We start from the raw sequence: 23091 nt of genomic DNA, 5'->3' as shown, positions 1-23091 counted from the left end.
TTCCCTTCTGGAGGATCATCCCCGCCGCGGCGGGGAGCACCGTGCTCGCGCAGGTGCTGGATGTGAAATTTCAGATCAACTCGGTTCCCCGCCAGGCGGGGACGGGGTGGTCCGCCGACCGTCGATCGCAGCAAGGTTAGCCGGGTCGTCGCGGTCGGGCCGATCGGACCCCTAGCGCGTCGCCGTAATCGATTTCGGCCCGCGCCCGACAGCCACCACACCCGACTGCACGATCTCGCGGATACCGTACGGCTCGAGCATGCGCAGCAACGCGTCCAGCTTGGACCGGGTTCCGGTCGCCTCGATCGTCAGCGCGTCCGGCGAGACGTCGATCACCTTGGCGCGGAACAACTGCACCGCCTCGATCACCTGAGTGCGCACGCTGGCGTCGGCGCGCACCTTGACCAGGATCAGCTCGCGCGCCACCGACGCGTCGGCGTCCTGCTCGACGATCTTGATGACGTTCACCAGCTTGTTGAGCTGCTTGGTGACCTGCTCGAGGGGCAGGTCCTCGACCGTCACGACGATGGTCATGCGCGAGATCTCGGGGATCTCGGTGCCGCCGACCGCGAGCGACTCGATGTTGAACCCGCGGCGCGAGAACAGACTCGCCACCCGCGCCAACACGCCCGGCTTGTCCTCCACGAGGACGCTCAGGGTGTGGGTGCTACTCATGCCTCGGTCCCCTTGTTCTTCTCGTGCGACATCGCCTCGTGGATCACCGCGGGCTCGGCGGCCTGCTCGTCCTCGTCGAACAGCGGGCGGATGCCGCGGGCGGCCATGATCTCGTCGTTGCTGGTGCCCGCGGCGACCATCGGCCACACCTGGGCGTCCTTGCCGACGATGAAGTCGATCACCACCGGGCGGTCGTTGATGGACTGCGCCTCGCGGATCGCGGCCTCGACGTCCTCTTCCTTCTCCACCCGGATGCCGTGGCAGCCGAGCGCCTCGGCGAGCTTGACGAAGTCGGGGATGCGCAGGGTGTGCGTGCCCAGGTCGGTATTGGAGTAGCGCTCCTCGTAGAAGAGGGTCTGCCACTGCCGGACCATGCCCAGGTTGCCGTTGTTGATCAGCGCGACCTTGATCGGCACGCCCTCGACGGCGCAGGTGGCCAGCTCCTGGTTGGTCATCTGGAAGCAGCCGTCACCGTCGACCGCCCACACTTCCTTCTCCGGCGCGCCCATCTTGGCGCCCATGGCGGCCGGGACGGCGTAGCCCATGGTGCCGAGACCACCGGAATTCAGCCAGGTGCGCGGCTTCTCGTACTTGATGAACTGGGCGGCCCACATCTGGTGCTGGCCGACGCCCGCGCAGTAGATCGCGTCCGGTCCGGCAAGGCGGCCGAGCGCGTCGATGACGAACTCCGGCGACAGCGAGCCGTCCTTCGGCGGGGTCCAGCCGAGCGGGTACTGATTGCGGATGCCGTCCAGGTAGGACCACCACTCCGAGATGTCGAGCAGCGGAGCCTCGCCTGCGGCAGGGTCTGCCTTGAGGGTCTCGATCAGCTCGGTGATGACCTCGCGGCAGTCGCCCACGATCGGGACGTCGGCGTGCCGGTTCTTGCCGATCTCGGCCGGGTCGATGTCGGCGTGGATCACCTTGGCGCCGGGCGCGAAGGAGTCCAGCTGACCGGTGACGCGGTCGTCGAAGCGGGCGCCGAGGGTGATCAGCAGGTCGGACTTCTGCAGGGCCGCAACCGCGCCGACGGTGCCGTGCATGCCGGGCATGCCCATGTTCAGCTGGTGGCTGTCGGGGAACGCGCCGCGCGCCATCAGGGTGGTGACCACCGGGATGCCGGTCAGCTCGGCCAGTTCCAGCAGCTCGGCCGAGGCGTCGGCCTTGATCACGCCGCCGCCCACGTACAGCACGGGGGCCTTGGCCTCCATGATCATCCGCGCGGCCTCGCGCACCTGCTTGCCGTGCGGCTTGGTGACCGGACGGTAGCCCGGCAGCCGCATCTCCGGCGGCCAGCTGAAGGTGGTCTGCGCCTGCAGCACGTCCTTCGGGATGTCGACGAGCACGGCGCCGGGACGGCCGGAGGCGGCCAGGTAGAACGCCTCGGCGATCATGCGCGGGATGTCGGCGCCGTCGGTGATCAGGAAGTTGTGCTTGGTGATCGGCATGGTGATGCCGGAGATGTCGGCTTCCTGGAAGGCGTCGGTGCCGATCAGGCCGCGGCCGACCTGGCCGGTGATCGCGACGATCGGCACCGAGTCCATCTGGGCGTCGGCGATCGGCGTCACCAGGTTGGTCGCGCCCGGGCCTGATGTGGCCATACACACACCGACCTTGCCGGTCGCCTGCGCGTAACCGGTGGCCGCGTGACCGGCGCCCTGCTCGTGGCGCACCAGCACGTGGCGGACCTTGGTGGAGTCGAAGAGCGGGTCGTACACCGGGAGAATCGCGCCGCCGGGAATGCCGAATACGGTGTCGACGCCGAGCTCCTCGAGCGACCGGACGACGGACTGCGCGCCGGTGACCCGCTCGGGCGGGACCTGGCGGCGGTTCGCCGTGGTCGTCGGGTTGCCAGCGGGCGATGCCTGCTGAGTAGCCGAAGGCGCTGACCTGCGGGCCGAGGGCCCGGGCCGTGCGGTTGGTGCGCTCACCGTCTTCGTTTCCTAACTTGTCGTTCTTGACCCCGGACAAACTGCTGTGCTCGACGCGGCCGGTCTTCGCGACCCGCCGCGCCGGAAACTGCCCGAACACAAAAAAGCCCCCGATCAGCGCATGGCTGTTCGAGGGTGGCGCGTCGCAACGCGAGCTGACGTATTCGACCTAGGTAGTCAGGCTCAACGCTGGACGCGCCGGCCGATTACGAGCAACTCGTTTCGATTCACGCGCACGACGTTAAGCGGGCGTGAAGCGATGAGTCAAACAGATGACCCAGTACGTCCCATTATGTGGGACTCCAGTGGTTGCTTGTGTCCGATTACCAGGATGCGAGGATGGTGGTGTGTCATCACCGCATCAGTCCGTGCCACCGGCTAAATCGTCCCATACCTCCGACTCGGGATCGGATACGGGTCGGCCGGAGGCCAAGGTCATCCGCATTCAGCCGCTCGCCTACCTCGGCGTTGTCGTGCTCGCGCTGTGCGTGTTCCTGTTCTTCGTCGGCTGGCCCGCCGGTCTGTGGTGGCTGCTTGTGCTGCCCGTGGTGGTGGCCGCGTGGGTGGCGCGCACTCGGACCGTCGTCTCCGACGCCGGGCTCGACCTGCGCACCCTCTTCGGTTCCCGGCACATCGACTGGGACCGGATCAAGGGCGTGAGCATTCCCAAGCGCGGGTTCGTGCGGGCGCACCTGACCGACGAGTCGTCGGTGCGGCTGCCCGCGGTGAGCTACGACCAGCTGCGCACGCTGATCACGGCGTCGAAGGGACGGCTGCCCGATCTGTTCGGCGCGGCCGCGGCGGCCGAGGTCGAGCGGGACGCCGAGGAGCGGGCGAGCGCGGAGTCGGAGGCGCAGGAGACGCCCGAGGCGGAGCGCAAGTCCGGCGACGACTAGGGGCGCTTGCCACCGCGGATGGCCGGAGGCTCGAGCAGCCGAACCGCGCGCGGTCGGCGCGAAGGCGGACGCCCGACACAGGCGCGAAGGCGGACGCCCGACACATCGGCCTTCACAGCCCGCGGACGCGCCACGATCGCCGACTCCGGTTCGCACCGCGACGGAATATCGGTTGGACACGCGACGCTAGTCTTGGCGTAGCCGCGCCGCTGACGGAAACCGCCCGCGCGGCTGGACGGTTCGAGTACCGACACACACTCGACGACACCGTCCGCGCCGACGACCACCACCCGCGGCGACACGACGCACGCGACGCGCGACGCATCGACTACCTCGACCGGCGACATCGGCCCGGCACCCCCGGGAGTACCGTGGAACAGCCGCCGAGCGAGTTCCGGGTACGCCGAACGAACTCCGCGCAGTCGCACCACAGCCCCCGCGACCCCTTCGAGGACCATCCATGCCACCGCTTCGTTCACGCACCACCACCGCCGGACGCAACGCCGCAGGCGCACGCGCGCTGTGGCGGGCCACCGGCCTCACCGACTCCGATTTCGGCAAGCCGATCGTCGCCATCGCGAACTCCTACACCCAGTTCGTGCCTGGCCACGTGCATTTGAAGGACGTCGGCGAGATCGTGGCGGAAGCGGTCCGCGCCGCGGGCGGCGTGCCGCGCGAATTCCACACCATCGCCGTGGACGACGGCATCGCGATGGGCCACGGCGGCATGCTCTACTCGCTGCCCTCCCGCGAAATCATCGCCGACTCGGTCGAATACATGGCCAACGCGCACACCGCCGACGCGCTGGTGTGTATCTCCAACTGCGACAAGATCACTCCGGGCATGCTGAACGCCGCCATGCGGCTGAACATCCCGGCCGTGTTCGTCTCCGGCGGGCCGATGGAAGCCGGAAAGGCCGTGGTGGTCGGCGGTGTCGCTCAGGCGCCGACGGATCTCGTCACCGCGATCTCGGCAAGCGCCAACAGCGCCGTCAGCGACGAGGGACTGGACGAGGTCGAGCGCAGCGCCTGCCCGACCTGCGGTTCCTGCTCCGGCATGTTCACCGCCAACTCGATGAACTGCCTCACCGAGGCGCTTGGTCTCGCGTTGCCCGGCAACGGATCCACGCTGGCAACGCACGCCGCCCGCCGCGCGCTGTTCGAGAAGGCGGGCCGGGTGATCGTCGACATCGCCAACCGCTGGTACCGCGAGGACGACGCCTCGGTGCTGCCGCGAAACGTGGCCAACCAGAAGGCGTTCCGCAACGCGATGGCGCTGGACGTGGCGATGGGCGGTTCGACCAACACGGTGCTGCACACCCTCGCCGCCGCGCAGGAGGGCGAGATCGATTTCGATCTGAGCACCATCGACGAGATCAGCCGCACGGTGCCTTGTCTGTCCAAGGTCTCGCCGAACTCGGACTACCACATGGAGGACGTGCACCGGGCGGGCGGCATCCCCGCCATCCTCGGCGAGCTGCGCCGCGCCGGACTGCTCGAAACCGACGTGACCACCGTGCACACCGCGAGCTTCGACGAGTGGCTCGACACCTGGGACATCCGCTCCGGCAAGGCATCCGACGAGGCCGTCGAGCTGTTCCACGCCGCGCCGGGCGGGGTTCGCACCACCGAGCCGTTCTCCACGAACAACCGGTGGTCCTCGCTGGACACCGACGCCGTGGGTGGCTGTATCCGCGACAAGGAGCACGCCTACACCGTCGAGGGTGGTCTGGTCGTGCTGCGCGGCAACATCGCGCCGGACGGCGCGATCCTCAAGACCGCGGGCATCGACGAGGATCTGTTCTCCTTCCAGGGTCCGGCCGTCGTCGTGGAATCGCAGGAGGAGGCCGTGTCGGTCATCCTCGGCAAGCAGATCAAGCCGGGCGACGTCATCGTCGTGCGGTACGAGGGCCCCGCAGGCGGGCCGGGCATGCAGGAAATGCTGCATCCCACCGCGTTTTTGAAGGGCTCCGGGCTCGGCAAGCAGTGCGCACTGATCACCGACGGCCGCTTCTCCGGTGGTACCTCGGGCCTTTCGATCGGCCACATCTCCCCCGAGGCGGCCAGCGGCGGCGTGATCGCGCTCATCGAGAACGGCGACCAGATCCGCATCGACGTCGCCACCCGCACCCTCGAGGTGCTCGTCGACGACGCCGTGCTCGCCGAGCGCCGCGCCAAGATGGAAGCCTCCGAGCGCCCCTGGCAGCCCGCCAACCGCGAGCGCCCCGTCACCACGGCCCTGCGCGCCTACGCCGCCCTCGCCACCTCCGCCGACAAGGGCGCCGTCCGCCGCGTCCCCTGACCACCGGACGCGCGGCCCCCGAGTTCCGGCTCGGGGGCCCGCGCGGGCTCGGAACCAGCCCGGCCGCCACAACCTGGAGGAAGCTGATGTCGTTGGATCTGTCGTTCTTCCGCTCCGAGAGCTCCCAGCGTCTGCGTGCCGAAGGGCACGTCGAAGGGGTGTCCGGGAGCATTCTGCGGGTGCTCGAGCGCCGCGGTGTCAACGTTTCCGAAGAGGCGCACGACGCATCGTGGGATGCACCGATCGGGACACGCTGCACACCTGGCTCGATCGGGCGCTGGTGGTCACCGATGTGCGAGACCTGTTCCTGGACTGATCGCGGGGAGTCGCCCTGGACACGCCGCTATAGGGTCGAGCGTCGACGAAACGCCGAACACACATTCGATCGCTGCCGATCGCTGCCCTACGGTCTCCGCCATGGTCGGTTCACAGCACGAGGCGATGCACCGGATCTTTCAGCACGACCCAGGCGTCTTCGCGCGCGCCGTCCGCGCGCTCGGCCTACCCTTCCTAGACCCCGTCGAGGTCGCGCTACTACCCACCGATCTGACCGAGAACCGACCGGTGGAACGCCGAGTCGACACTCTGCTGCGGATCACCACGGTCGACGGAGCCTTCCTGTTGCTTGTCGAGGCACAGGGAAAGATCGACCACGCCAAGCCCGGCGCTTGGGCCTACTATCTGTCGCACCTGCACGCCAAGTACAAGCTCCCGCCGGTACTGCTGATCGTGTGTCAGGACCAGCAGACGGCACGCTGGGCGCGTAGACCACCGGCGATCGGTACGCCGTTCCGGCGCAGTCTCATCCTTGCCCCCATCGTCCTCGGTCCGCACAACGTCCCCGCCGTGACCGACGTCGCCGATGCGGCGGCCGACATCCCGCTGGCCACGTTGTCCGCGGTCACCCACGCCAACGAGCCGGATATCAATGCCATACTGAAGGCGTTGGCTACCGCTCTGCACGGGTTCGACGAGGATCGGTCCATCTTCGCCGAACTCACCGAAATGGGGCTCGGAACCAGCCCGGCCGCCACAACCTGGAGGAAGCTGATGTCGTTGGATCTGTCGTTCTTCCGCTCCGAGAGCTCCCAGCGCCTTCGGGCCGAAGGACACGCCGAAGGGCACGTCGAAGGCGTGTGCGGGAGCATTCTGCGGGTGCTCGAGCGCCGCGGTGTCGACGTTTCCGAAGAGGCGCACGATCGCATCGTGGGATGCACCGATCGGGACACGCTGCACACCTGGCTCGATCGGGCGCTGGTGGTCACCGATGCACAGGACCTGTTCCACGACTGATCCGAAGAACCCGACGCCGAGTCGGCCGAGCGATCGAGTCGCGTTGACTCCGCAGACCGCGGTACGGTCCGATAGCTGAGTCGGCGTCTCGGGCGTAGACCGAATATGGAAGGCCCCGGTGCTGATGAACCGGGGCCTTCGTATGTCCAGAAGTGTTGTCGGCGTGGGGGTCAGTTGAAGGGGCCGATGCCGGTGAGGGGGTTGCCGCCGTGGAGGTACCAGTAGGTGCCTGCGGCGGCGAGGAGGGCGGCGAGGAGGGCGGCGAAGGAGCCCCAGGCGGGGCGGGTGGCCCAGCCGCGGTTGCGATCGAGGGACCAGCGGCCGGGGCCGACGAGGATGACGGCGGCGGCGGTGCCCGCGAGGATGGTCTCGAGTTCGACGCCGGAGGGGACCGAGCCCTTGTACTGGAAGCCGGGGATCATGCCCTGCTTCCACGCCCACGCGGTGAGGATCACGGCGAGCACCGCGCCCGCGGCGAGCGGGGTGGCGAGGCCGAGGATCAGCAAGATGCCGCCGCCGAGCTCGCCGGCGACGAGGAGGATGGTGGCGACGCTCGGGTGGTCCCAGCCGCCGTCGGCCATCATGTCGCGGGTGCCGTCAAGGCCGGGGCCGTGGAACCAGCCGGTGAGCTTCTGCAAGCCGTGATAGATGAAGGTGCCGCCGACCACCAGTCGCAGCAGGAACAGGCCGAAATACAGGGTGCCGCGTCGATTTTCGGCGGTGCGGCGGCGGGCCGCCTTGCTCGGCTCGTTCGGCGGGTTGGCGGCGGGCGGGATGCTGGCGTAGGAGTACGCGGGCGTGCCCGCCTTGGTCTGCTCGACGGTGGGCACGTCGGGATCCAGGCCGAGCTCGTCGTCGGTGCGCGGCACGTCGGCGGGACGCGGCTTGGACATGTCCACCACGGGGAGCTGCTGGGTCGGCGAATCGAACGGGCTGGTCACCGGTTGGCGGCTGGTGGTGTGCTGCTCGTCCGTGATCGGGCCGGTGGGAAGCTGAGTCGGCTTGTCGGTCACGGCCGCGCCTCGCTGCCGATACGTCGTTCGCTCATGGATGTACACCCTATGTCGCCCCGCGCGACCACGGGAGTCGAAGCCCGGCGGCGTGTCAACACGCCCCCGGGAGCGGCGCGGGCGACGGTATTTCCGTAACGTCTGGGGCATGAGGTTGGTTGTCGTGGGACGTCTCGCCATGAGTGTGGCGCTCGGATCAGCTCTGCTCGCCGGGTGCGCCAGGTTCGACGATTCCGCGTCGAGCCCGTTCACCCCCGAGCCGACGTTCGAACCCGCGGATCCCAAGTCCCCCAAGCAGGCGCCGCCGTCGACGACGCGCCCGAGCGGGCCGTGCATCGACCCCGATCCGGCCGTGGTGGCGACCTGCCTGGACACCACAGCGGGCATGGTCGGCGTGGCCGAGGGCGCGCTGGTCGCCGAGCGCCGCACCGGGCGCATCCTCAAGGTGATCGACCCGGACCAGCCGCCGATCGAGATCGCGCGCCTGGACGTGGACGGCTCGGCCGACGGCGGGCTCAGCGACATCGCCCTCTCCCCGACCTACCGCGAGGACGGGCTGCTCTACGCGTACATCACCACGGCCAGCGACAACCGGGTCGTCCGGATCGCCGAAGGCGGGCCGCCCAAGGACATCCTCACCGGAATCCCCAAGGGCGCCACGGGAAATCACGGCGCGATCGAATGGGCGAGTCCCGACCAGTTGCTGGTCCTGACCGGCGACGCGGGCAACCCCGGCCTGGCCTCCACCCCCTCGTCGCTGGCCGGGAAGCTGCTGCGGGTGAACTCGCCCGCGCCGGGCGGTGCCGCGGCGCCGGAGGTCGCGGCCTCTGGCATCGGTGTGGCGGGCGATCTGTGCCGCGACGGCAAGGACAACGTCTGGTTCACCGACCGCACACCGGTCGAGGACCGGCTGCAACGCCTGGGTGCCGACGGCTCGATCAGCGTCGCCTGGACCTGGCCGGACCGGCCCGGTGTCGCGGGATGCGCGGCCGCGGCCGACGGTGTGGCGGTCTCGCTGACCTACGCCAAGGCGCTGGCCATCGCCGCCGCCGACGAGAACACCCACGCGGTGACCGCGGCCCCCAGCCTGCTCGCCCAGGACCGCTACGGCCAGCTCGGCGGCGCGACGGTGGGACCGGACGGCAACATCTGGGTCGGCACCGTCAACAAGACCGACGGCCAACCCGGCCCCAACGACGACCGCGTCGTCCGCATCCCGCCGCAGAGCGCAAGCGGCACCGGACCGGACTAGCCGGAATACGGCGCGGCCGTGAGCGCAAGCGTGCGCCGGCCGCGCCGCGGTGCTCGAAACCGTTCGCGCCGCTACGCCGTACGACCAGGAGTACCGAGCGCGGCGCGACCGCGATGCCGCTCGTCCGACGCCTCAACCGGGACCGTAAACGACCGCGCCGCCCGCTACCGATGGTTGCGGGCGGCGCGAGGTCTTCGATCAGGAGCAGGCGGCGATAACGAGTTCCCGGACGCGCGCGGCGTCGGCCTGGCCTCTGGTCGCCTTCATGACGTCGCCGACGATCTTGCCCGCGGCCTGCACCTTGCCGGAGCGGATCTTCTCGGCGATGTCGGGGTTGGCGGCGAGCGCCTTCTCGACCTCGGCCTGCAGGGCGCTGTCGTCGCTGACCATGCCGAGCCCCTTGGCCTCGACGATCGCTGCGGGCTCGCCTTCACCGGCGAGGACGAAGTCGACGACCTGCTTGGCGACCTTGCTGTTGACGGTCTTGGCCTCGACCAGCTTGGTCACCTCGGCCACCTGCGCCGGGGTGATCGGCAGGTCCTCGATGCCGACCTCGCGCTCCTTGGCCTTCTCGGTGAGGTAGTTGACCCACCAGGAGCGCGCCTCGTTCGCCGGCGCGCCCGCCTCGACGGTGGCGATGATGGCGTCCAGCGCGCCCGCGTTCACCACGTCGCGCATGACCTCGTCCGACCAGCCCCAGTCGGCCTGGATCCGCGCGCGGCGCAGCCACGGGTACTCGGGGATGGTGGCGCGCAGCTTCTCGACCCACTCCGCGTCCGGCGCGATGGGCTCGAGGTCCGGCTCGGGGAAGTAGCGGTAGTCCTCGGCGGTCTCCTTGCGGCGGCCGGGCGAGGTGGTGCCGTCGGTCTCGTGGAAGTGCCTGGTCTCCTGCACGATGCTGCCGCCGTCGGCGAGAATCGCTGCCTGGCGGCGCATCTCGAAGCGCACCGCGACCTCGACGCTCTTGAGCGAGTTGACGTTCTTGGTCTCGGTGCGGGTGCCGAATTCGGTGGCGCCGATGGGCATCAGCGAGACGTTGGCGTCGCAGCGCAGCGAGCCCTGCTCCATCTTGACGTCCGAGACGTCGAGGGCCTTGAGCAGATCGCGCAGCGCGGTCACGTATGCCCGCGCCACCTCGGGCGCGCGCTCCCCCGCGCCGGTGATCGGCTTGGTGACGATCTCGATGAGCGGCACGCCCGCGCGGTTGTAGTCGAGCAGCGAGTGGCTCGCGCCGTGGATTCGGCCGGTGGCGCCGCCGACGTGCACCGACTTGCCGGTGTCCTCTTCCATGTGGGCGCGCTCGATATCGACACGGAAGGTGCTGCCGTCGTCGAGCAACACGTCCAGGTGGCCGTTGGTGGCGATCGGCTCGTCGTACTGGCTGATCTGGTAGTTCTTCGGCTGGTCGGGGTAGAAGTAGTTCTTCCGCGCGAACCGGCCCCACGGGGTGATCGAGCAGTTCAGCGCCAGGCCGATGCGGATCGCCGACTCCACCGCCTGCTGGTTCACCACCGGCAGCGATCCGGGCAGCCCGAGGCACACCGGGCACACCTGGGTGTTGGGCTGCGCGCCGAATTCGGTGGCGCAGCCGCAGAACATCTTTGTCGCCGTGGACAGCTCGACGTGGACCTCCATGCCGAGCACCGGCTCGTACCGGGCGATGACGTCGCTGTAGTCCATCAGCTCGACGGTGGTTGTGCTCATGCCGATCAGTTTAGGGAAGAGGTCGGTGGACACCGCGCCGACCTCCGCGGTTCGGTTCCGGCGAATTACTTCGGCGGGAACCGCTGGGTCAGCCAGTTCGTCACGTAGGTGAGGACCTGCGGATCGATGGTCGTCGGGATGGCGGTGTACTCGCTGGGCAGGCCGGTCTGGGTGGGCTGCATCAGGTGGTTGAGCCCGGGGAAGACGTGCACGGTGGCGTCCGGGCCCGCGGCGAGCAAGGTGCGGGCGGGCGGCTCGTTCTGGGTGACGAGCACCTGGAGATCCTTCTCGCCGAAGAAGGCGAGCACCGGGATGCGCAGCGCGGACAGCGCCGGCGCGGGATCGTAGCCGATCAGCGCGGCGAAGTACGGGGTGATCTCGGCGCCGGCCTGGTCGTCCGGCACGCGCTCGCCCTCCGGCAGCGCCGCGTTGTTGCGCTTGGCCAAGGCCTTGGCCCCTTCCAGATCACCGGCCTTCAGCAGCGCCACCATCTCGGTGGTGTCGCGGACCTGCTTGTCGATCTCCTCGGGCGGCACACCGTTGGCGGCCAGGATCGCCCTGGTCTGTTCGATGAGGACATCGCCGCCGGGCACCGTCGGCCCCGCCATCAGGATCGCGAAGGCGACGCCGCTGTCGGGTCGCGCGGCGACCATCGGCGCCAGGTAGCCGCCCTCGCTGTGGCCGAGCAGGCCGACCCGCGCCGGGTCGATGTCGGGGCGGCCACGCAAGTAGCTCACGCCCGCGGCGACGTCGTTGGCCAGGTCGGTGTAGTTCGACTCCTCGAGCTTGCCGCCGGTGCCGCCGACGCCTCGGTCGTCGGTGCGCAGCACGGCGTAGCCCGCGCGGGTGAGGGTGTCGGCGAGCAGCAGGAAGGGCTTGTGGCCCATCAGTTCTTCGTTGCGGTCCTGCGGTCCGCTGCCGGTGATCAGCAGCACCGCCGGAAACGGTCCGGCGCCTTCGGGTTTGGTGAGAGTGCCCGCGACGGTGATGTCGCCGCTCGGGTAGCTCACGTCCTCGGAGCGGTACGGGAACGGCGGTTTCGGCTCCTGCGGCCGGTCGAGCTGGGCGACGGCGCCGCGCTCGAGCGTCAACGGGTACGACTGGCCGAACTGGGTGAAATCCCCGGGGATCCGGTCGGAGCCTTCGTCGTAGCTGCCCTTGAACGCGGGGTCGCCGGGGACGTTCGGAATGACGAAGGCGACGCCGGTCCGATCGGACTTCACGTCTTTCAGCGGTTCGTCCCGCACGCCTTGCACCGGGATGTCGATGGTGGCGGTGCCGTCGCCGGCGAAGGTCACCCCGATCTCCAGCGGCTGGCCGGGGATCTGGATCCCACCGTGCCAGTCACCGGTGGTGGGTTCCGGCGGATTGGATTCCTCCGTACAGCTCGCCACCAGCGCGGCGACCACGAACAGGACCACGGCGAGCACTCGACCGGTACGCATGCAGCGACAGTACCCACGACGTGGCCGAATCGGGATCAACCGCGAGTCGCACGCACCGTACGTCCTGGGAATGATCTGCGCTCCAGGCAATCCCGGACGACGATCACTCCCCGCGCGCGTACCGCACCGCCGCGGCGACCGCCGCCATGTCCAGCCCGGGGTCCGCGACCTCGCCGAACTCGAGCATCGCGTCCTCGAGGGTGGCGCGCCGGGCCGAGGCGATCAGCTCGCGCCGCGCGTAGTCGCCGAGCGGATACCCGGCGGCGCGGGCCCGCCTACCGAGCACCGTCAGCGTCTCGGCGGGCAGGTCGTAGACCGTGACGAGCGCCGAAGCGTCCGCGTCGATCTCGGGCGCGGTGTCGCGCCCTTCCGATTCGAGGAACTCGGCGACGGCATCCTCCGGTGCGCGTGCCCCGGCCCGCGCGACGAGCTCCGCGCGCAGGTAGTCGGCGACGGGAAGTTCGGCGGCGCGGGCCCGGCGGCGCAGCACAGCGGCGGTGTCGGCGGGCAGATCATCGATCGCAAGACCCATGGCGGCCAGGGTAATTGCCGCGCGGACGGGTGTCAGCCGAAGAACGCCTCGGCCTCGCGGTAGCGGTCGGCCGGGACCCGCTTGAGCTGCTTGGTCGCCTCCGCGAGGGGGACGAGGCCGATCGTGGTGCCGTGCAGGGCGACCATCTGGCCGAACTGCCCGGCGTGCACCGCCTCGGCGGCGTGCAGACCGAATCGGGTGGCGAGCACGCGGTCGTAGGGGGTCGGGCTGCCGCCGCGTTGGACGTGGCCGAGCACGGTGGTGCGCACCTCCTTGCCGATGCGGCGTTCGATCTCGGCGCCGAGCTGCTGGGCGACGCCGGTGAACCGCTCGTGCCCGAATTCGTCGATGCCGCCCTCGCGCAACGCGAAGCCGGAGTCCGGCGCCGGATGCGAGCCCTCGGCCACCACGCAGATGAAGTGTTTGTCCCCGCGCTGGAAACGGCGCTTGATCATGGCGCAGACCTCGTCCACGTCGAACGGGACCTCGGGCACCAGGGTCAGGTGCGCGCCCGCGGCCATGCCGGAGTTGATCGCGATCCAGCCCGCGTGCCTGCCCATCACCTCGACCAACATCACGCGCTGGTGCGACTCGGCGGTGGTGTGCAGCCGGTCGATCGCCTCGGTGGCGATGCTCAGCGCGGTGTCGTGGCCGAAGGTGACGTCGGTGCAGTCGATGTCGTTGTCGATGGTCTTGGGCACGCCGACCACGGGGACGCCCTCGTCGGCCAGCCAGCTGGCGGCGGTGAGGGTGCCCTCGCCGCCGATGGGGATGAGTGCTTCGATGCCGTTGTCGTCGAGGGTCTGTTTGATCTGGCCGAGCCCGGCGCGCAGTGTGTCGGGATTGGTGCGTGCGGTGCCGAGCATGGTGCCGCCCTTGGTGAGCAGCCGGTCGGTGCGGTCGTCGTTGAGGATGTTGATCTTGCGGTCTTCCAATAGGCCGCGCCAGCCGTCCTGGAAGCCCACGATCGCGTCTCCGTACCGTCCGTTCGCGGTGCGAACGACGGCGCGGATGACCGCGTTCAGTCCTGGACAGTCCCCGCCTCCGGTCAAGACTCCGATGCGCATGGCCGCTATCTTGCCCCGCTTCGCGAGGCCTGGCAGCCCCACCCCCGTGAAGCCTTGGTTACGTCCCGCTCAGCGCCGCATTCGCCGCTCGGGTCAGGACGGACACTTTCCGCCGGTCAGTTCGTCGAGGTGTTCGGAGACGAGCGTGGCCATCTTGTCGAGCACGCTCATGCCGTCCGAGAACGCGCCCGAATCGGGCTGGGCGGCAAAGGCGATCGCGATCTTTCCGGTCGGTCCGTCGATGATGCCGAACTGCCGGACCAGATAGTCGCCGGAGGCGTCCGGTCCCCAGCCGCCCTTGAACTCCGCGCCGCGGAAGGCGCCGAGGCCCCAGCGGTGGTTCGGCACGATCTCGGCCATCAGTTCCAGCACCGTCTCCGATTCCGGCAGGCATGGCAGCCGGGAGGCGAACCGCGCCTGCTCGGTCAGCGACCATTCCGCCTGGCCGAACGCCGAGTGCTCGGCGCGGCTGCGCGTTGCGGGCACCGCGGTCTGGCTGTCGCCGCCCTCGCGCAGCACCGCCTCGACGGCCTTCGCCGCCTCCTGCGGGCTGCCGAGACCCTGCCAGAGCGTGTCGGCGGCGGTGTTGTCGGAGGAGGTGATCGCGGCCGTCATCGCGTAGGTCGAGGTGGACGGATTGCGGCGCTGCGCGGCGATGACCAGCGGCACCTTCATGGTCGACCAGGCGGGCCCTGTGGTCCAGTCACCGAAGGTCAGCATGCGTTCTTTGCCGCCCACCGGCATGATCGCCATGCCGAAACGGCCGCGCACACCGGCGCGCAACTCCTGGAAGCCGGCCGCGAGCGTGCCGGGCAGCGTGAATTCCAGATTCATCTGATCGCTGCGCGATGCCGCCTCGGTGATGGTCGTCGCCTCGGCGGCGTCGCCACTGGAGTCGGCGCCGCACGAGGTCAGCAACACCACTGCGAGCGTGCAGGCACCCAGCGCCTTTCCGAGGCGCCCGATTCGATCAGTAAACATAAACCACCGCGTTCTCACCGCCGGTACAGACCACGAGCTGGCCTTCGGCTGCGCAATTCATCGTGTATGTCCGGCCGGTGACCGGGCTCGTGGCCACCACCGACCGGGATCCGCCCGCGCTTCCCGCCGCGGAGTAGGCCCTCCGCACTTCCTCGGCGAAGGGGCAACTGGTGACCGTGTTGCCGATCGCGGCCCTGGCGAAGGCTCCGGACGATTGCGTGGCGCCGCAGGGCGTCGCACCGTCGGGTAGCCGGACCGGGGTCGCGGACGTCGAGGTCGGGGCGGTCTTGGGCGCGGCGGGAGTCGCCGCCGCGCTCGGCGCGCGCGCCGAGGTCAGCGACACACCGGTCCTGCCTTCGGCGGCGTTGTCGATGCCGGAATCGCGCGAGCCGGTCGCCTGCCAGGCGACCGCGCCCGAGACGGTGACCACCACGATCACCACCACCGCGAACAGCAGGGGCAGCACGACCGACCCGCGCCGCTCCCGAGGCGCGTAGGGATCGGCTCCGGCGTAGCGCGCGTCGTAGGCGTCGGCGCCGTACCCGTGCGGCGGATACGATTCGCCGCCCGGCCCCTGCGCGACGTGGTCGGCGTAGGTCGGCTGCGGGACCGGTTGCGCGCCGTGCCGCGGCTGCGGCGGCGGGGCGAACGGCGCTTCGGGGTAGCGCTGGGTTTCCGGCGCGGCTTGCTGCGCTTCGGGTGTCGGAGGGAACGGGTAGCGCCGGGTTTCGGGTGCGGCTTGCTGCGGCTCCGGATAGCGCTGAGTCTCGGGCGCGAACGGCCGCTCGTCCGGCACCGGATAGCGCTGTGTCTCCGGCGCTGGATACTGCTGCTCCGCGTATTGCGGCTGGTTGAACTGGGTTTCGGCGTACTGGCTCTCGCCGAATCGCGGCTCGGCATAGCGCTGGGATTCCGGGTAGAGATGCGCGTCGGGAAACGGCCGCACCTGCGGCAACGGTCCGGTAGCCGGCGGAGCCTGCGCCTGCTGCGGCGGGAGGGGGGTGAACTGGAAATCCGCGGGACGGATCTCGGTCGGCGCCGTGGGGTGGATGACGGCCGGAACCGATAGCTCCCCGGTAGATTCCGGCGGAACCGCCCCGCGCACGGTCGGATCCGACTTCCCGAACCTCGCGGGATCGGGCGCGCGCACGACGAACGTGGGCGCGGTCGCGGCGGGCGACGCCGAGCCGACCACGGCGCGGGCCGCGCGGGCCAACTCGGTCGCGGTCGCGAAACGGTCGGCGGGGTCCTTCGCCATGCCGCGGGCGATGACGTCGTCGAGGGCGGGCGCGATACCGGGGCGCTCGGCGCTCGGGCGCGGCGGCGGATCGGAAAGATGGGACTTGATCAGCACACTCATGCTCGCCGCCGGGAAGGGCGTTGCCCCGGTGAGGCATTCGTGCAGCACACAGGCCAGCGAGTAGATGTCGGCGCGCCCGGTCACCGGGCCGACGTCGAAACGCTCCGGCGCCATGTAGATGTAGGAACCGACCGCCATGCCCACCTGGGTCACGGCCGAATCGCCCTCGGTGTGGGCGATGCCGAAATCGACGAGGTAGGCGAAATCGGCGTCGGTGACCAGGATGTTGGCGGGCTTGACGTCGCGGTGCACCAGCCCGTCCGCGTGCGCGGCGTCCAGCGCGGCGGCGATCTGTTCGATGAGGAAGACGGCGCGTTCCTGGCTCATCGGCCCCTGCCCGCGCAGGATGGTGCGCAGGTCGACGCCGTTGACCAGCCGCATGTCGATGAACAGGACGCCGTCGATCACGCCCCAGTCGTGAATCGGGATGACGTGCGGCTCGGCGAGCCGGGCGGCGGCCTGCGATTCCCGGCGGAAACGCACCTGGTACACCGGGTCTTTGGCGAGTTCCTCGGACAGCAGCTTGACCGCGACGACTCGGTCTTTCACCGTGTCATAGGCCTCGTAGACCTCGCCCATTCCCCCTTTGCCCAGCAGCGAGCGCAACTCGTACGGCCCGAACCGACTGCCGACCCGCCATCCAGGTCCGTCCACCCCGTGCAACCTCCACATCCCGGGCGGCGACCCACTGCTCCGGGTTGCCCGTTAGAGAGTGGATTCTCCGGGTGAGACCACCCCGTGGTCAAACGCAAAGACGATCGCGGCGGCCCGATCTCGCAGGTCCAGCTTGCCGAATATGTGTCCGACATGGCTTTTCACGGTGACTTCCGAGATGCCCAGCTGCCTGGCGATTTCCGCGTTCGCGCGACCGCGGCCGATGAGTTCGAGCACTTCGTACTCGCGCGCGGTCAAATCCGCTAGTCTGCTGTCGGCTCGCGCGGATACCGGACGGACGGTTCGGTAGGCCGACAGGACCCGACCCGTCACCGAGGGGTCCAGCCACGCGCCGCCCGCGGCGACCATCCGCACCGCGCGGATCAGGTCCTCGGCGGGCGAATCCTTGAGGATGAAACCGGCGGCGCCCGCGCGCAGCGCGCCGGACAGCAGCTGGTCGTCGTCGAACGTGGTGAGCACCAGCACCGGTGGCGCGCCCTCGGTCGCGCGCAGCAGGCGGGTGGCGTCGATGCCGTCGACGCGTTTCATGCGCAGATCCATCAGCACCACGTCGGGCTTGTCGGCGGCCACCGCGGCGGGCACCTCGTCACCGTCGGCGCATTCGGTCACCAGGAAACCGTCGCGGCGGCGCAGGATCCGGCGCAGGCCGCCGCGCACCAGTTCCTGGTCGTCGACGACGAGGACGGCGATGGCGTCCGTGTCGGGGGCGGCGGCCGTCACGCGCCCTCCCGCAGGGTGCGCCATGCCGCAGCGCCGAGGGAGGGCGACTGCTCGCGCCGTGTCGCGCCCTCGCGCACAGCGGTCGTGGCGTCGAGGAACAGACCGGGCAGCGGACAGTGCAGCCACGCCTTGGACGCGACGAGCGGGAACTCGGCTCGCACCGACCAGCCGTCCTCGGCGGGTCCCGCGGTCAGCCGTCCACCGAGCAGTTCGGCGCGCTGCCACATGCCGGTCAGGCCCATGCCGTGGCCGCGCTGCGCGGGCAGCCCATCGGGCAGCGTGTTGACCACCGTCAGCGCCGCCGCGGCGTCGTCCACCGTGAGCAGGACGGTCGCCGTCGCGCCCGGCGCGTGCTTGACCACGTTGGCCAGCGACTCCTGACCGATCCGGTAGAGCGCGAGGCCCACCGCCGCCGTCACCGGGGACAGGTCGTCGGTGCACCGGTAGCGCACGTCGAGTCCGGCGCGCACGAAATCGCCGACCAAGTCCTCGATATCGCGGACGCTCGGTTCCGGGGCCAGCCTGGAGGGGCGTTTGTCCAGCAGGCCGACGGTGCGCCGGATGTCGGCCATCGCCTGGCGGCCGAGTCGTTCGGCGTCGACCAGGGCCTCCACCGCCTCGTCGACGTCTCGATCGGTCTCTAGCGCGTGTCGCGCCGCGGTGAGGTGCAGCAGCGTGATGCTCAGCGAGTGCGCGATCACGTCGTGCACCTCGCGGGCGATCCTGCGCCGTTCTTCCTCGGCCGCCTGTGCCGCGCGCATTTCCTGGTAGTGCCGTTCCCGGTAGAGGAACCGGCGTTGGTACTGGAGCATCAGCCCGCACATGAAGCCGAGCACGATGCCCATGCCGTACATCGGCAACCCGTCGAAGCGCTCGGTGTCGGCGCTCCACCACACATTGCCCGCGATGTCGAAGGCCACCAACTCGGCGATCGCGCCTACGGCCACCGCGGCGCCGACCCGCACCGACGCGATCGCCGCGACCTCGCCGACGACGATGACCAGAACGAACGGCGCGAAATCCGCCGCGACCGGTTGCAGCAGAAAGAGCGCCGCCGCGCCCATCCCGCACAGCCCGAGCGTGCCCGGATTCGGCACCACGCCGAACAGGCAGAACGCCGGGACCGAGATGAACAGCAACAGCATGGCGAGCAGCGGCACCGCGGTCGGGAAATAGGCGTGCCGCTGCACGGTGGCGGCGACGCCGATGACGAAGGTGGCGATGTCGGCGATGACGATCACCTTCGGCGGATAGTCGAACGGCAGCTCCGTCAGACTTCGCCGGAAGGTGCCGATCGGATCGCGCGCGAACGCGGCGAGCCGATCCCGCACCCGCCCACGCTCTCGGAACGGAACCGCCTTCCTGGCGCCCGCGGGCGGAGGGATGGCCTGCGTCACATCCATCTTGTCAGGCTAGTCGGCGGACCTGGGCCGACGCATCGTTCCGGGAACGGTCCGCGCCTCCTACCACGGTAGGAGATCGATTCGCGTCCTCGGCACGACGACACCGGCCCGTCCCGGCCGTAGCGTTGGCTGCAATCTCGTCGCGCGGCCCGACCGGCGGTGCGGCGGACGCCTCACGAAAGGCCGATGACATGTCCTGGGAAGAACAACACGCTCGGACCGAAATCGTGCACACCGTGCTCGCCCGCGCCGCGGTCGATCCGGAAAGTCCCGACCTGTTCACGGGGATCCCGGGGCTGGATCGGCTGTTCGGCGGCCCGGAGGGAGTACTTCTCGCCTTGAATTACCGGTGGCAGCTGCATTTGGACGTCAAAATGGAGCAAGCCTTGACGCAGGGACAGTCCGCCGTAGAGGCCTACCTCGAGCTCGCCGCGGAGCAGCCCGCGCTGCGCGCAGTGCTCGATTGCCAGTATCGTCGCCGCCACCTGGCCGTCGAAGCGCTGGCGAGATAGCACCTGAGAAACGAAAGCGATTGGGGGAAGCACTATGTCGGACCCGGCCATGCTGGAACTGTCGGACATCGTCAAGCAGTACCGGGTCGGCGAACAGACCGTCCGCGCGCTGGACGGCGTCAGTTTGCGTATCGAGGGGGGCGAATTCACCTCCATCATCGGTCCGTCCGGCTCCGGCAAGAGCACGCTGCTGCATCTGCTCGGCGCGCTCGACAGCCCGGACGCGGGGTCGATCCGCTTCCAGGGCGAGGAGATCGGCGCGCTGAACGAGGACCAGCAGTCCGAATTCCGCCGCCACCGCGTCGGTTTCGTCTTCCAGTTCTTCAACCTGCTGCCCACGCTGACCGCATGGGAGAACGTCGCGATCCCGAAGTTGTTGGACGGCACGGGGTTACGCAAGGCCAAGCCGAAGGCGCTGGAACTGCTCGATCGGGTCGGGCTCGGCAACCGGGCCGACCATCGCCCTGCCGAGCTGTCCGGCGGCCAGATGCAGCGGGTGGCGGTGGCCAGGGCATTGACCATGGATCCGCCGCTGATCCTCGCCGACGAGCCGACCGGCAATCTGGATTCCAAGACCGGCGCGTCGATCCTCGAACTGCTCGGTGACATCGCGGGCAACGGCAATTCCGTGGTCATGGTGACACACGACATGGGCGCGGTGGAGTACTGCGACCGGGTGATCACGTTGCGCGACGGCAAGATCGGCTCCAACGATCGGGTCGAGCGCCGCAGCGCCGCCTCGGACAAGGGCGCGGCGCTGGACGAGGGTTCGGTGCGCGCATGATCCGGGCGGCGTGGGATCGGTTGCGGCTGTTCAACTTCGGCGAACTGCTCGCACACCGCGGCCGGACCGTCATGTCGATGACCGTGATGGCGGTGTCCGCCTCGCTGCTCGTCGCGGTGCTGAGCATCTCCGGTTCGGTCACCGGATCGGTGGATCGGCTCACCAAAGCGCTCGGCGGCAAAGCGGCACTGGAGATCACCGGCATCACCGACGCGGGCTTCGATCAGCAACTGCTGCAGCGCATCACCGCGACGCCGGGCGTCGACCAGGCGGTGCCGATGCTGCGCGCCCAGTTGGGGTCGGGCGAGGATCGGGCGCTGCTGCTCGGCGCCGAGGCGAACATCACCGCGCTCGACAGCGAGCTGGCGGGGCCGATGGGCGCGCACACGACGAAGCTGATCACCACGCCGCGCGGCGTTCTCGTCGGCGCCGCGATGGGTTACGCCGAGGGCGAGGAGTTTCCGCTCGGCATCGGCACCGTCACCGTGGCGGGCGTGCTCGACACCGAGACCTCGGACAAGCTCAACGGCGGTCACATCGTCGCCGCGCCACTGGGTTTGGCGCAGTTCCTGACCGACCGCGTCGGCAAGCTGGACTCGGTGCAGATCATCGCCGACGACGGCGCCGATCTCGGCGAACTACGCGCCGCGCTGACCGCGGCGGTGGACGGACGCGCCGTCGTCGCCGATCCGGACCTGCGCACCGCGCAGGCGGGCGGGGCGATCCAGATCGTCCGCTACTCGACGCTGATGTCCTCGGCCGCGGCGCTGATCGTCTCGGCGTTCCTGATCTACAACGCGATGAGCATGGCGGTCGCCCAGCGCAGGCCGACGCTGTCGCTGCTGCGCGCGATCGGCGGCAAGCGCGGACCCATGGTGCGCGACCTGCTCGCCGAGGCCGCGCTGCTCGGCCTGCTCGGCAGCGCGATCGGCGCGGTCCTCGGAATCTTCATGGGCCGCACCGCGATCGACCGGCTACCGGCCGCCATGGTGCAGTCGGTGGAGGCGCGCACCGAGTACATGGTGCCCGGCTACGCCGTTCCGGCCGCGGTGGCGGCCTGCGTACTGGCCAGCGTCACGGCCGCGACACTCGCCGCACGGCAGGTCTACAAGGTGCAGCCGATCGAGGCGCTTGCCCCGGTCGGCGTCGGACAAGCCGACACGGCGCGTCCCTTATTGCGTTGGTCTGCAGCAGTATTCGGTATCGGACTCGCAGTGGGCGCCGTCCTGGTCGCAAGGGCCGATCTCGGCAGGCTCTCGCTCGCCTCCATCTCGCTGGCGTTCACGGCGACGCTGCTCGTCTGTTTCGCGGCCACCGGACCGATCGTGCGCACCGCCGCCGCGATCGCCCGCCGCTTCGGCGCGCCAGGGGCGCTCGGCTCCACCACGCTGGAACGCGCGCCGCGCCGGGTGTGGGCGACGGCGATGACGGTGATGATCGGCGTGTCCGCCACCGTGGCGATGGGCGGCGCATCGGCGAACATGGTCGACTCGGCCACCGCGACCTTCGAGGATCTGGGCACGGCCGACGTCTACGTCAGTCCGACCGCGATGGAGCAGTTCCCGACCGGGCCGCTGCTACCCGACGAGCTGAAGGACATCGTCGCGAAGGTCCCGGGTGTCGAGCAGGTCAGCCCGGCGCAGATGGCCTTCGCCACCCTGGGAACCGGGCGGGTCATGCTGCAGGGCTATCCGACCGCGCAGGGCGATATCCGGTCGAACGCCGTCGATCGAAGTCTGTTGCCGCGCATGACCTCCGGCGAGGGCGTGGTGATCTCCCGCGATGTGGCCCGATCGCTCGATGTGAACGCGGGCGCGGAGCTGACGCTGCAAACGCCGACCGGGCCGCACCGGGTGGAGGTGCTGCAGGTGATCCCGTACGTGTCGGCGATCTCTGGCATCGTGATGATGGACTTGGAGCACCTGCGCCAGTGGTACCAACGCCCCGGCGAGACCATCCTGTCCGTCCAGATGGCGCCCGGTGCGGACCCGGCCGCGGTGCAGGCCGCCATCCGCGCCGCCGTGCCGGAACAGTTCCACGTCAGCTCGGGGCAGGACGCCGTCACCGCGATCTCGTCGAGCATGCGACAGGGTTCGGTGATGAGCAGGGCGATCCTGTGGATCGTGGTGCTCGTCGCCACCATCGCGCTGCTGAACACCCTAATGCTCTCGGTGCTCGAACGTCGCCGTGAACTCGGCGTGCTGCGCGCCATGGGCACCAGCCGCAAGTTCCTGCTGCGTTCGGTGCTCGCCGAAGCGGCGGGCATCGGATTCATCGGCGCCGCAATCGGCCTCGTCGTCGGCGCGGCGATCCAGTATCTGGCGACCGTCGCCATCGGTCACGCCATGACCATCGACATCGTCTACGAGCCGAGCCCGATGCTGCTTGTCTACGGCGCCGCCGCACTGACGCTGGCGCTGCTCGGGTCGATTCCGCCCGCGTTGCGCGCGGCGCGGATGCCGATCGTGGAGGCGCTGGCGGTCGACTGAGTGGGCGGGGCGACCTTCACAGCGGCGCTGTCACTTACAACGGCGCCGTCACTTACGAGC

The 23091-nt window shown here is 69.7% G+C and carries 18 protein-coding genes; 7 read left to right on the top strand and 11 right to left on the bottom strand.

Annotated elements, in window-relative coordinates; genetic code table 11:
• Positions 1 to 171: 171 nt before the first annotated feature.
• Together ilvN and CRP45_RS25635 are read right to left on the bottom strand one after the other, a co-directional pair.
• The gene (ilvN, locus tag CRP45_RS25640) at positions 172 to 675 is read right to left on the bottom strand and encodes an acetolactate synthase small subunit (RefSeq protein WP_067781857.1); all 504 of its coding nucleotides are present in this window, start codon (positions 673 to 675) and stop codon (positions 172 to 174) included.
• Complete coding sequence (locus CRP45_RS25635) at positions 672 to 2606, bottom strand: acetolactate synthase large subunit (RefSeq protein WP_097247360.1); 1935 nt, start codon at positions 2604 to 2606, stop codon at positions 672 to 674. The genes ilvN and CRP45_RS25635 overlap by 4 nt, the downstream gene beginning before the upstream one ends.
• Before the next feature lie 347 nt (positions 2607 to 2953).
• Here CRP45_RS25635 and CRP45_RS25630 point away from each other — a divergent pair, with 347 nt between their 5' ends.
• The 3 genes from CRP45_RS25630 (at position 2954) to CRP45_RS25615 (ending at position 7097) form a co-directional block, all read left to right on the top strand.
• Complete coding sequence (locus CRP45_RS25630) at positions 2954 to 3502, top strand: PH domain-containing protein (protein ID WP_097247359.1); 549 nt, start codon at positions 2954 to 2956, stop codon at positions 3500 to 3502.
• Positions 3503 to 3962: 460 nt separating this feature from the next.
• Positions 3963 to 5804, top strand: coding sequence for a dihydroxy-acid dehydratase (gene ilvD / locus CRP45_RS25620; protein WP_097247357.1), 1842 nt, complete (start codon positions 3963 to 3965; stop codon positions 5802 to 5804).
• 417 nt (positions 5805 to 6221) lie between these two features.
• A complete protein-coding gene (locus CRP45_RS25615) occupies positions 6222 to 7097 on the top strand; it encodes a hypothetical protein (protein WP_097247356.1) in 876 nt (291 codons plus the stop codon).
• 170 nt (positions 7098 to 7267) lie between these two features.
• Here the strand turns inward: CRP45_RS25615 and CRP45_RS25610 are convergent, their stop codons facing one another.
• Entirely contained in the window at positions 7268 to 8110 is an 843-nt protein-coding gene (locus CRP45_RS25610; RefSeq protein WP_245910433.1) for a DoxX family protein, read from the bottom strand.
• Positions 8111 to 8255: 145 nt separating this feature from the next.
• On the opposite strand from CRP45_RS25610, the gene CRP45_RS25605 reads away from it, so the two are divergent.
• Positions 8256 to 9359: a PQQ-dependent sugar dehydrogenase gene (locus CRP45_RS25605; protein WP_067781839.1), complete on the top strand. Its 1104-nt coding sequence runs from the start codon at positions 8256 to 8258 to the stop codon at positions 9357 to 9359.
• A gap of 198 nt (positions 9360 to 9557) precedes the next feature.
• Here the strand turns inward: CRP45_RS25605 and gatB are convergent, their stop codons facing one another.
• The 8 genes from gatB to CRP45_RS25565 all read right to left on the bottom strand — a co-directional run bounded on the left by gatB (position 9558) and on the right by CRP45_RS25565 (position 19246).
• Positions 9558 to 11063 carry an Asp-tRNA(Asn)/Glu-tRNA(Gln) amidotransferase subunit GatB gene (gatB, locus tag CRP45_RS25600; protein ID WP_097247612.1) on the bottom strand — a complete coding sequence of 502 codons (1506 nt, stop codon included), beginning with the start codon at positions 11061 to 11063 and terminating at the stop codon, positions 9558 to 9560.
• Positions 11064 to 11128: 65 nt separating this feature from the next.
• The gene (locus tag CRP45_RS25595; RefSeq protein WP_097247355.1) at positions 11129 to 12508 is read right to left on the bottom strand and encodes an alpha/beta hydrolase family protein; all 1380 of its coding nucleotides are present in this window, start codon (positions 12506 to 12508) and stop codon (positions 11129 to 11131) included.
• 103 nt (positions 12509 to 12611) lie between these two features.
• Complete coding sequence (locus tag CRP45_RS25590) at positions 12612 to 13040, bottom strand: hypothetical protein (protein WP_097247354.1); 429 nt, start codon at positions 13038 to 13040, stop codon at positions 12612 to 12614.
• A 32-nt stretch (positions 13041 to 13072) separates the two neighbouring features.
• Positions 13073 to 14107, bottom strand: a complete 1035-nt coding sequence (locus tag CRP45_RS25585; protein WP_067781831.1) for an ATP-dependent 6-phosphofructokinase — start codon at positions 14105 to 14107, stop codon at positions 13073 to 13075.
• Between the two features lie 93 nt (positions 14108 to 14200).
• Entirely contained in the window at positions 14201 to 15028 is an 828-nt protein-coding gene (locus tag CRP45_RS25580) for a class A beta-lactamase-related serine hydrolase (protein WP_245910431.1), read from the bottom strand.
• Between the two features lie 49 nt (positions 15029 to 15077).
• The gene (locus CRP45_RS35000) at positions 15078 to 17102 is read right to left on the bottom strand and encodes a serine/threonine-protein kinase (RefSeq protein ID WP_281256218.1); all 2025 of its coding nucleotides are present in this window, start codon (positions 17100 to 17102) and stop codon (positions 15078 to 15080) included.
• 51 nt (positions 17103 to 17153) lie between these two features.
• Positions 17154 to 17867 carry a response regulator gene (locus tag CRP45_RS25570; protein ID WP_067781822.1) on the bottom strand — a complete coding sequence of 238 codons (714 nt, stop codon included), beginning with the start codon at positions 17865 to 17867 and terminating at the stop codon, positions 17154 to 17156.
• A complete protein-coding gene (locus CRP45_RS25565; protein WP_097247351.1) occupies positions 17840 to 19246 on the bottom strand; it encodes a sensor histidine kinase in 1407 nt (468 codons plus the stop codon). The genes CRP45_RS25570 and CRP45_RS25565 overlap by 28 nt, the downstream gene beginning before the upstream one ends.
• Before the next feature lie 191 nt (positions 19247 to 19437).
• Here CRP45_RS25565 and CRP45_RS25560 point away from each other — a divergent pair, with 191 nt between their 5' ends.
• Genes CRP45_RS25560 through CRP45_RS25550 form a run of 3 tightly spaced genes read left to right on the top strand, consistent with a single transcriptional unit; the run spans position 19438 to position 23031 of the window.
• On the top strand, positions 19438 to 19758 hold the full coding sequence (locus tag CRP45_RS25560) for a hypothetical protein (RefSeq protein WP_067781816.1): 321 nt from the start codon (positions 19438 to 19440) through the stop codon (positions 19756 to 19758).
• Positions 19759 to 19792: 34 nt separating this feature from the next.
• Positions 19793 to 20542: an ABC transporter ATP-binding protein gene (locus CRP45_RS25555; protein ID WP_097247350.1), complete on the top strand. Its 750-nt coding sequence runs from the start codon at positions 19793 to 19795 to the stop codon at positions 20540 to 20542.
• Positions 20539 to 23031, top strand: coding sequence for an ABC transporter permease (locus tag CRP45_RS25550; protein ID WP_097247349.1), 2493 nt, complete (start codon positions 20539 to 20541; stop codon positions 23029 to 23031). Before CRP45_RS25555 ends, CRP45_RS25550 begins: the two co-directional genes overlap by 4 nt.
• Positions 23032 to 23091 lie beyond the last annotated feature (60 nt).

The organism is Nocardia amikacinitolerans (assembly GCF_900215415.1).
GTDB classification, from domain to species: Bacteria; Actinomycetota; Actinomycetes; order Mycobacteriales; family Mycobacteriaceae; genus Nocardia; species Nocardia amikacinitolerans.
The sequence above is the reverse complement of the archived record's forward strand: the minus strand, read 5'-3'. Positions and strand labels throughout refer to the sequence as shown.

What these genes read in the sequence shown, in the direction of transcription:
- ilvN (WP_067781857.1), bottom strand. Translation starts at nt 675, where the DNA reads ATGAGTAGCACCCACACCCTGAGCGTCCTCGTGGAGGACAAGCCGGGC.
- CRP45_RS25585 (WP_067781831.1), bottom strand. Translation starts at nt 14,107, where the DNA reads ATGCGCATCGGAGTCTTGACCGGAGGCGGGGACTGTCCAGGACTGAAC.
- CRP45_RS25550 (WP_097247349.1), top strand. Translation starts at nt 20,539, where the DNA reads ATGATCCGGGCGGCGTGGGATCGGTTGCGGCTGTTCAACTTCGGCGAA.
- CRP45_RS25560 (WP_067781816.1), top strand. Translation starts at nt 19,438, where the DNA reads ATGTCCTGGGAAGAACAACACGCTCGGACCGAAATCGTGCACACCGTG.
- CRP45_RS25590 (WP_097247354.1), bottom strand. Translation starts at nt 13,040, where the DNA reads ATGGGTCTTGCGATCGATGATCTGCCCGCCGACACCGCCGCTGTGCTG.
- CRP45_RS25605 (WP_067781839.1), top strand. Translation starts at nt 8,256, where the DNA reads ATGAGGTTGGTTGTCGTGGGACGTCTCGCCATGAGTGTGGCGCTCGGA.
- ilvD (WP_097247357.1), top strand. Translation starts at nt 3,963, where the DNA reads ATGCCACCGCTTCGTTCACGCACCACCACCGCCGGACGCAACGCCGCA.
- CRP45_RS25555 (WP_097247350.1), top strand. Translation starts at nt 19,793, where the DNA reads ATGTCGGACCCGGCCATGCTGGAACTGTCGGACATCGTCAAGCAGTAC.
- CRP45_RS25595 (WP_097247355.1), bottom strand. Translation starts at nt 12,508, where the DNA reads ATGCGTACCGGTCGAGTGCTCGCCGTGGTCCTGTTCGTGGTCGCCGCG.
- gatB (WP_097247612.1), bottom strand. Translation starts at nt 11,063, where the DNA reads ATGAGCACAACCACCGTCGAGCTGATGGACTACAGCGACGTCATCGCC.
- CRP45_RS25615 (WP_097247356.1), top strand. Translation starts at nt 6,222, where the DNA reads ATGGTCGGTTCACAGCACGAGGCGATGCACCGGATCTTTCAGCACGAC.
- CRP45_RS25570 (WP_067781822.1), bottom strand. Translation starts at nt 17,867, where the DNA reads ATGGCGCACCCTGCGGGAGGGCGCGTGACGGCCGCCGCCCCCGACACG.
- CRP45_RS25565 (WP_097247351.1), bottom strand. Translation starts at nt 19,246, where the DNA reads ATGGATGTGACGCAGGCCATCCCTCCGCCCGCGGGCGCCAGGAAGGCG.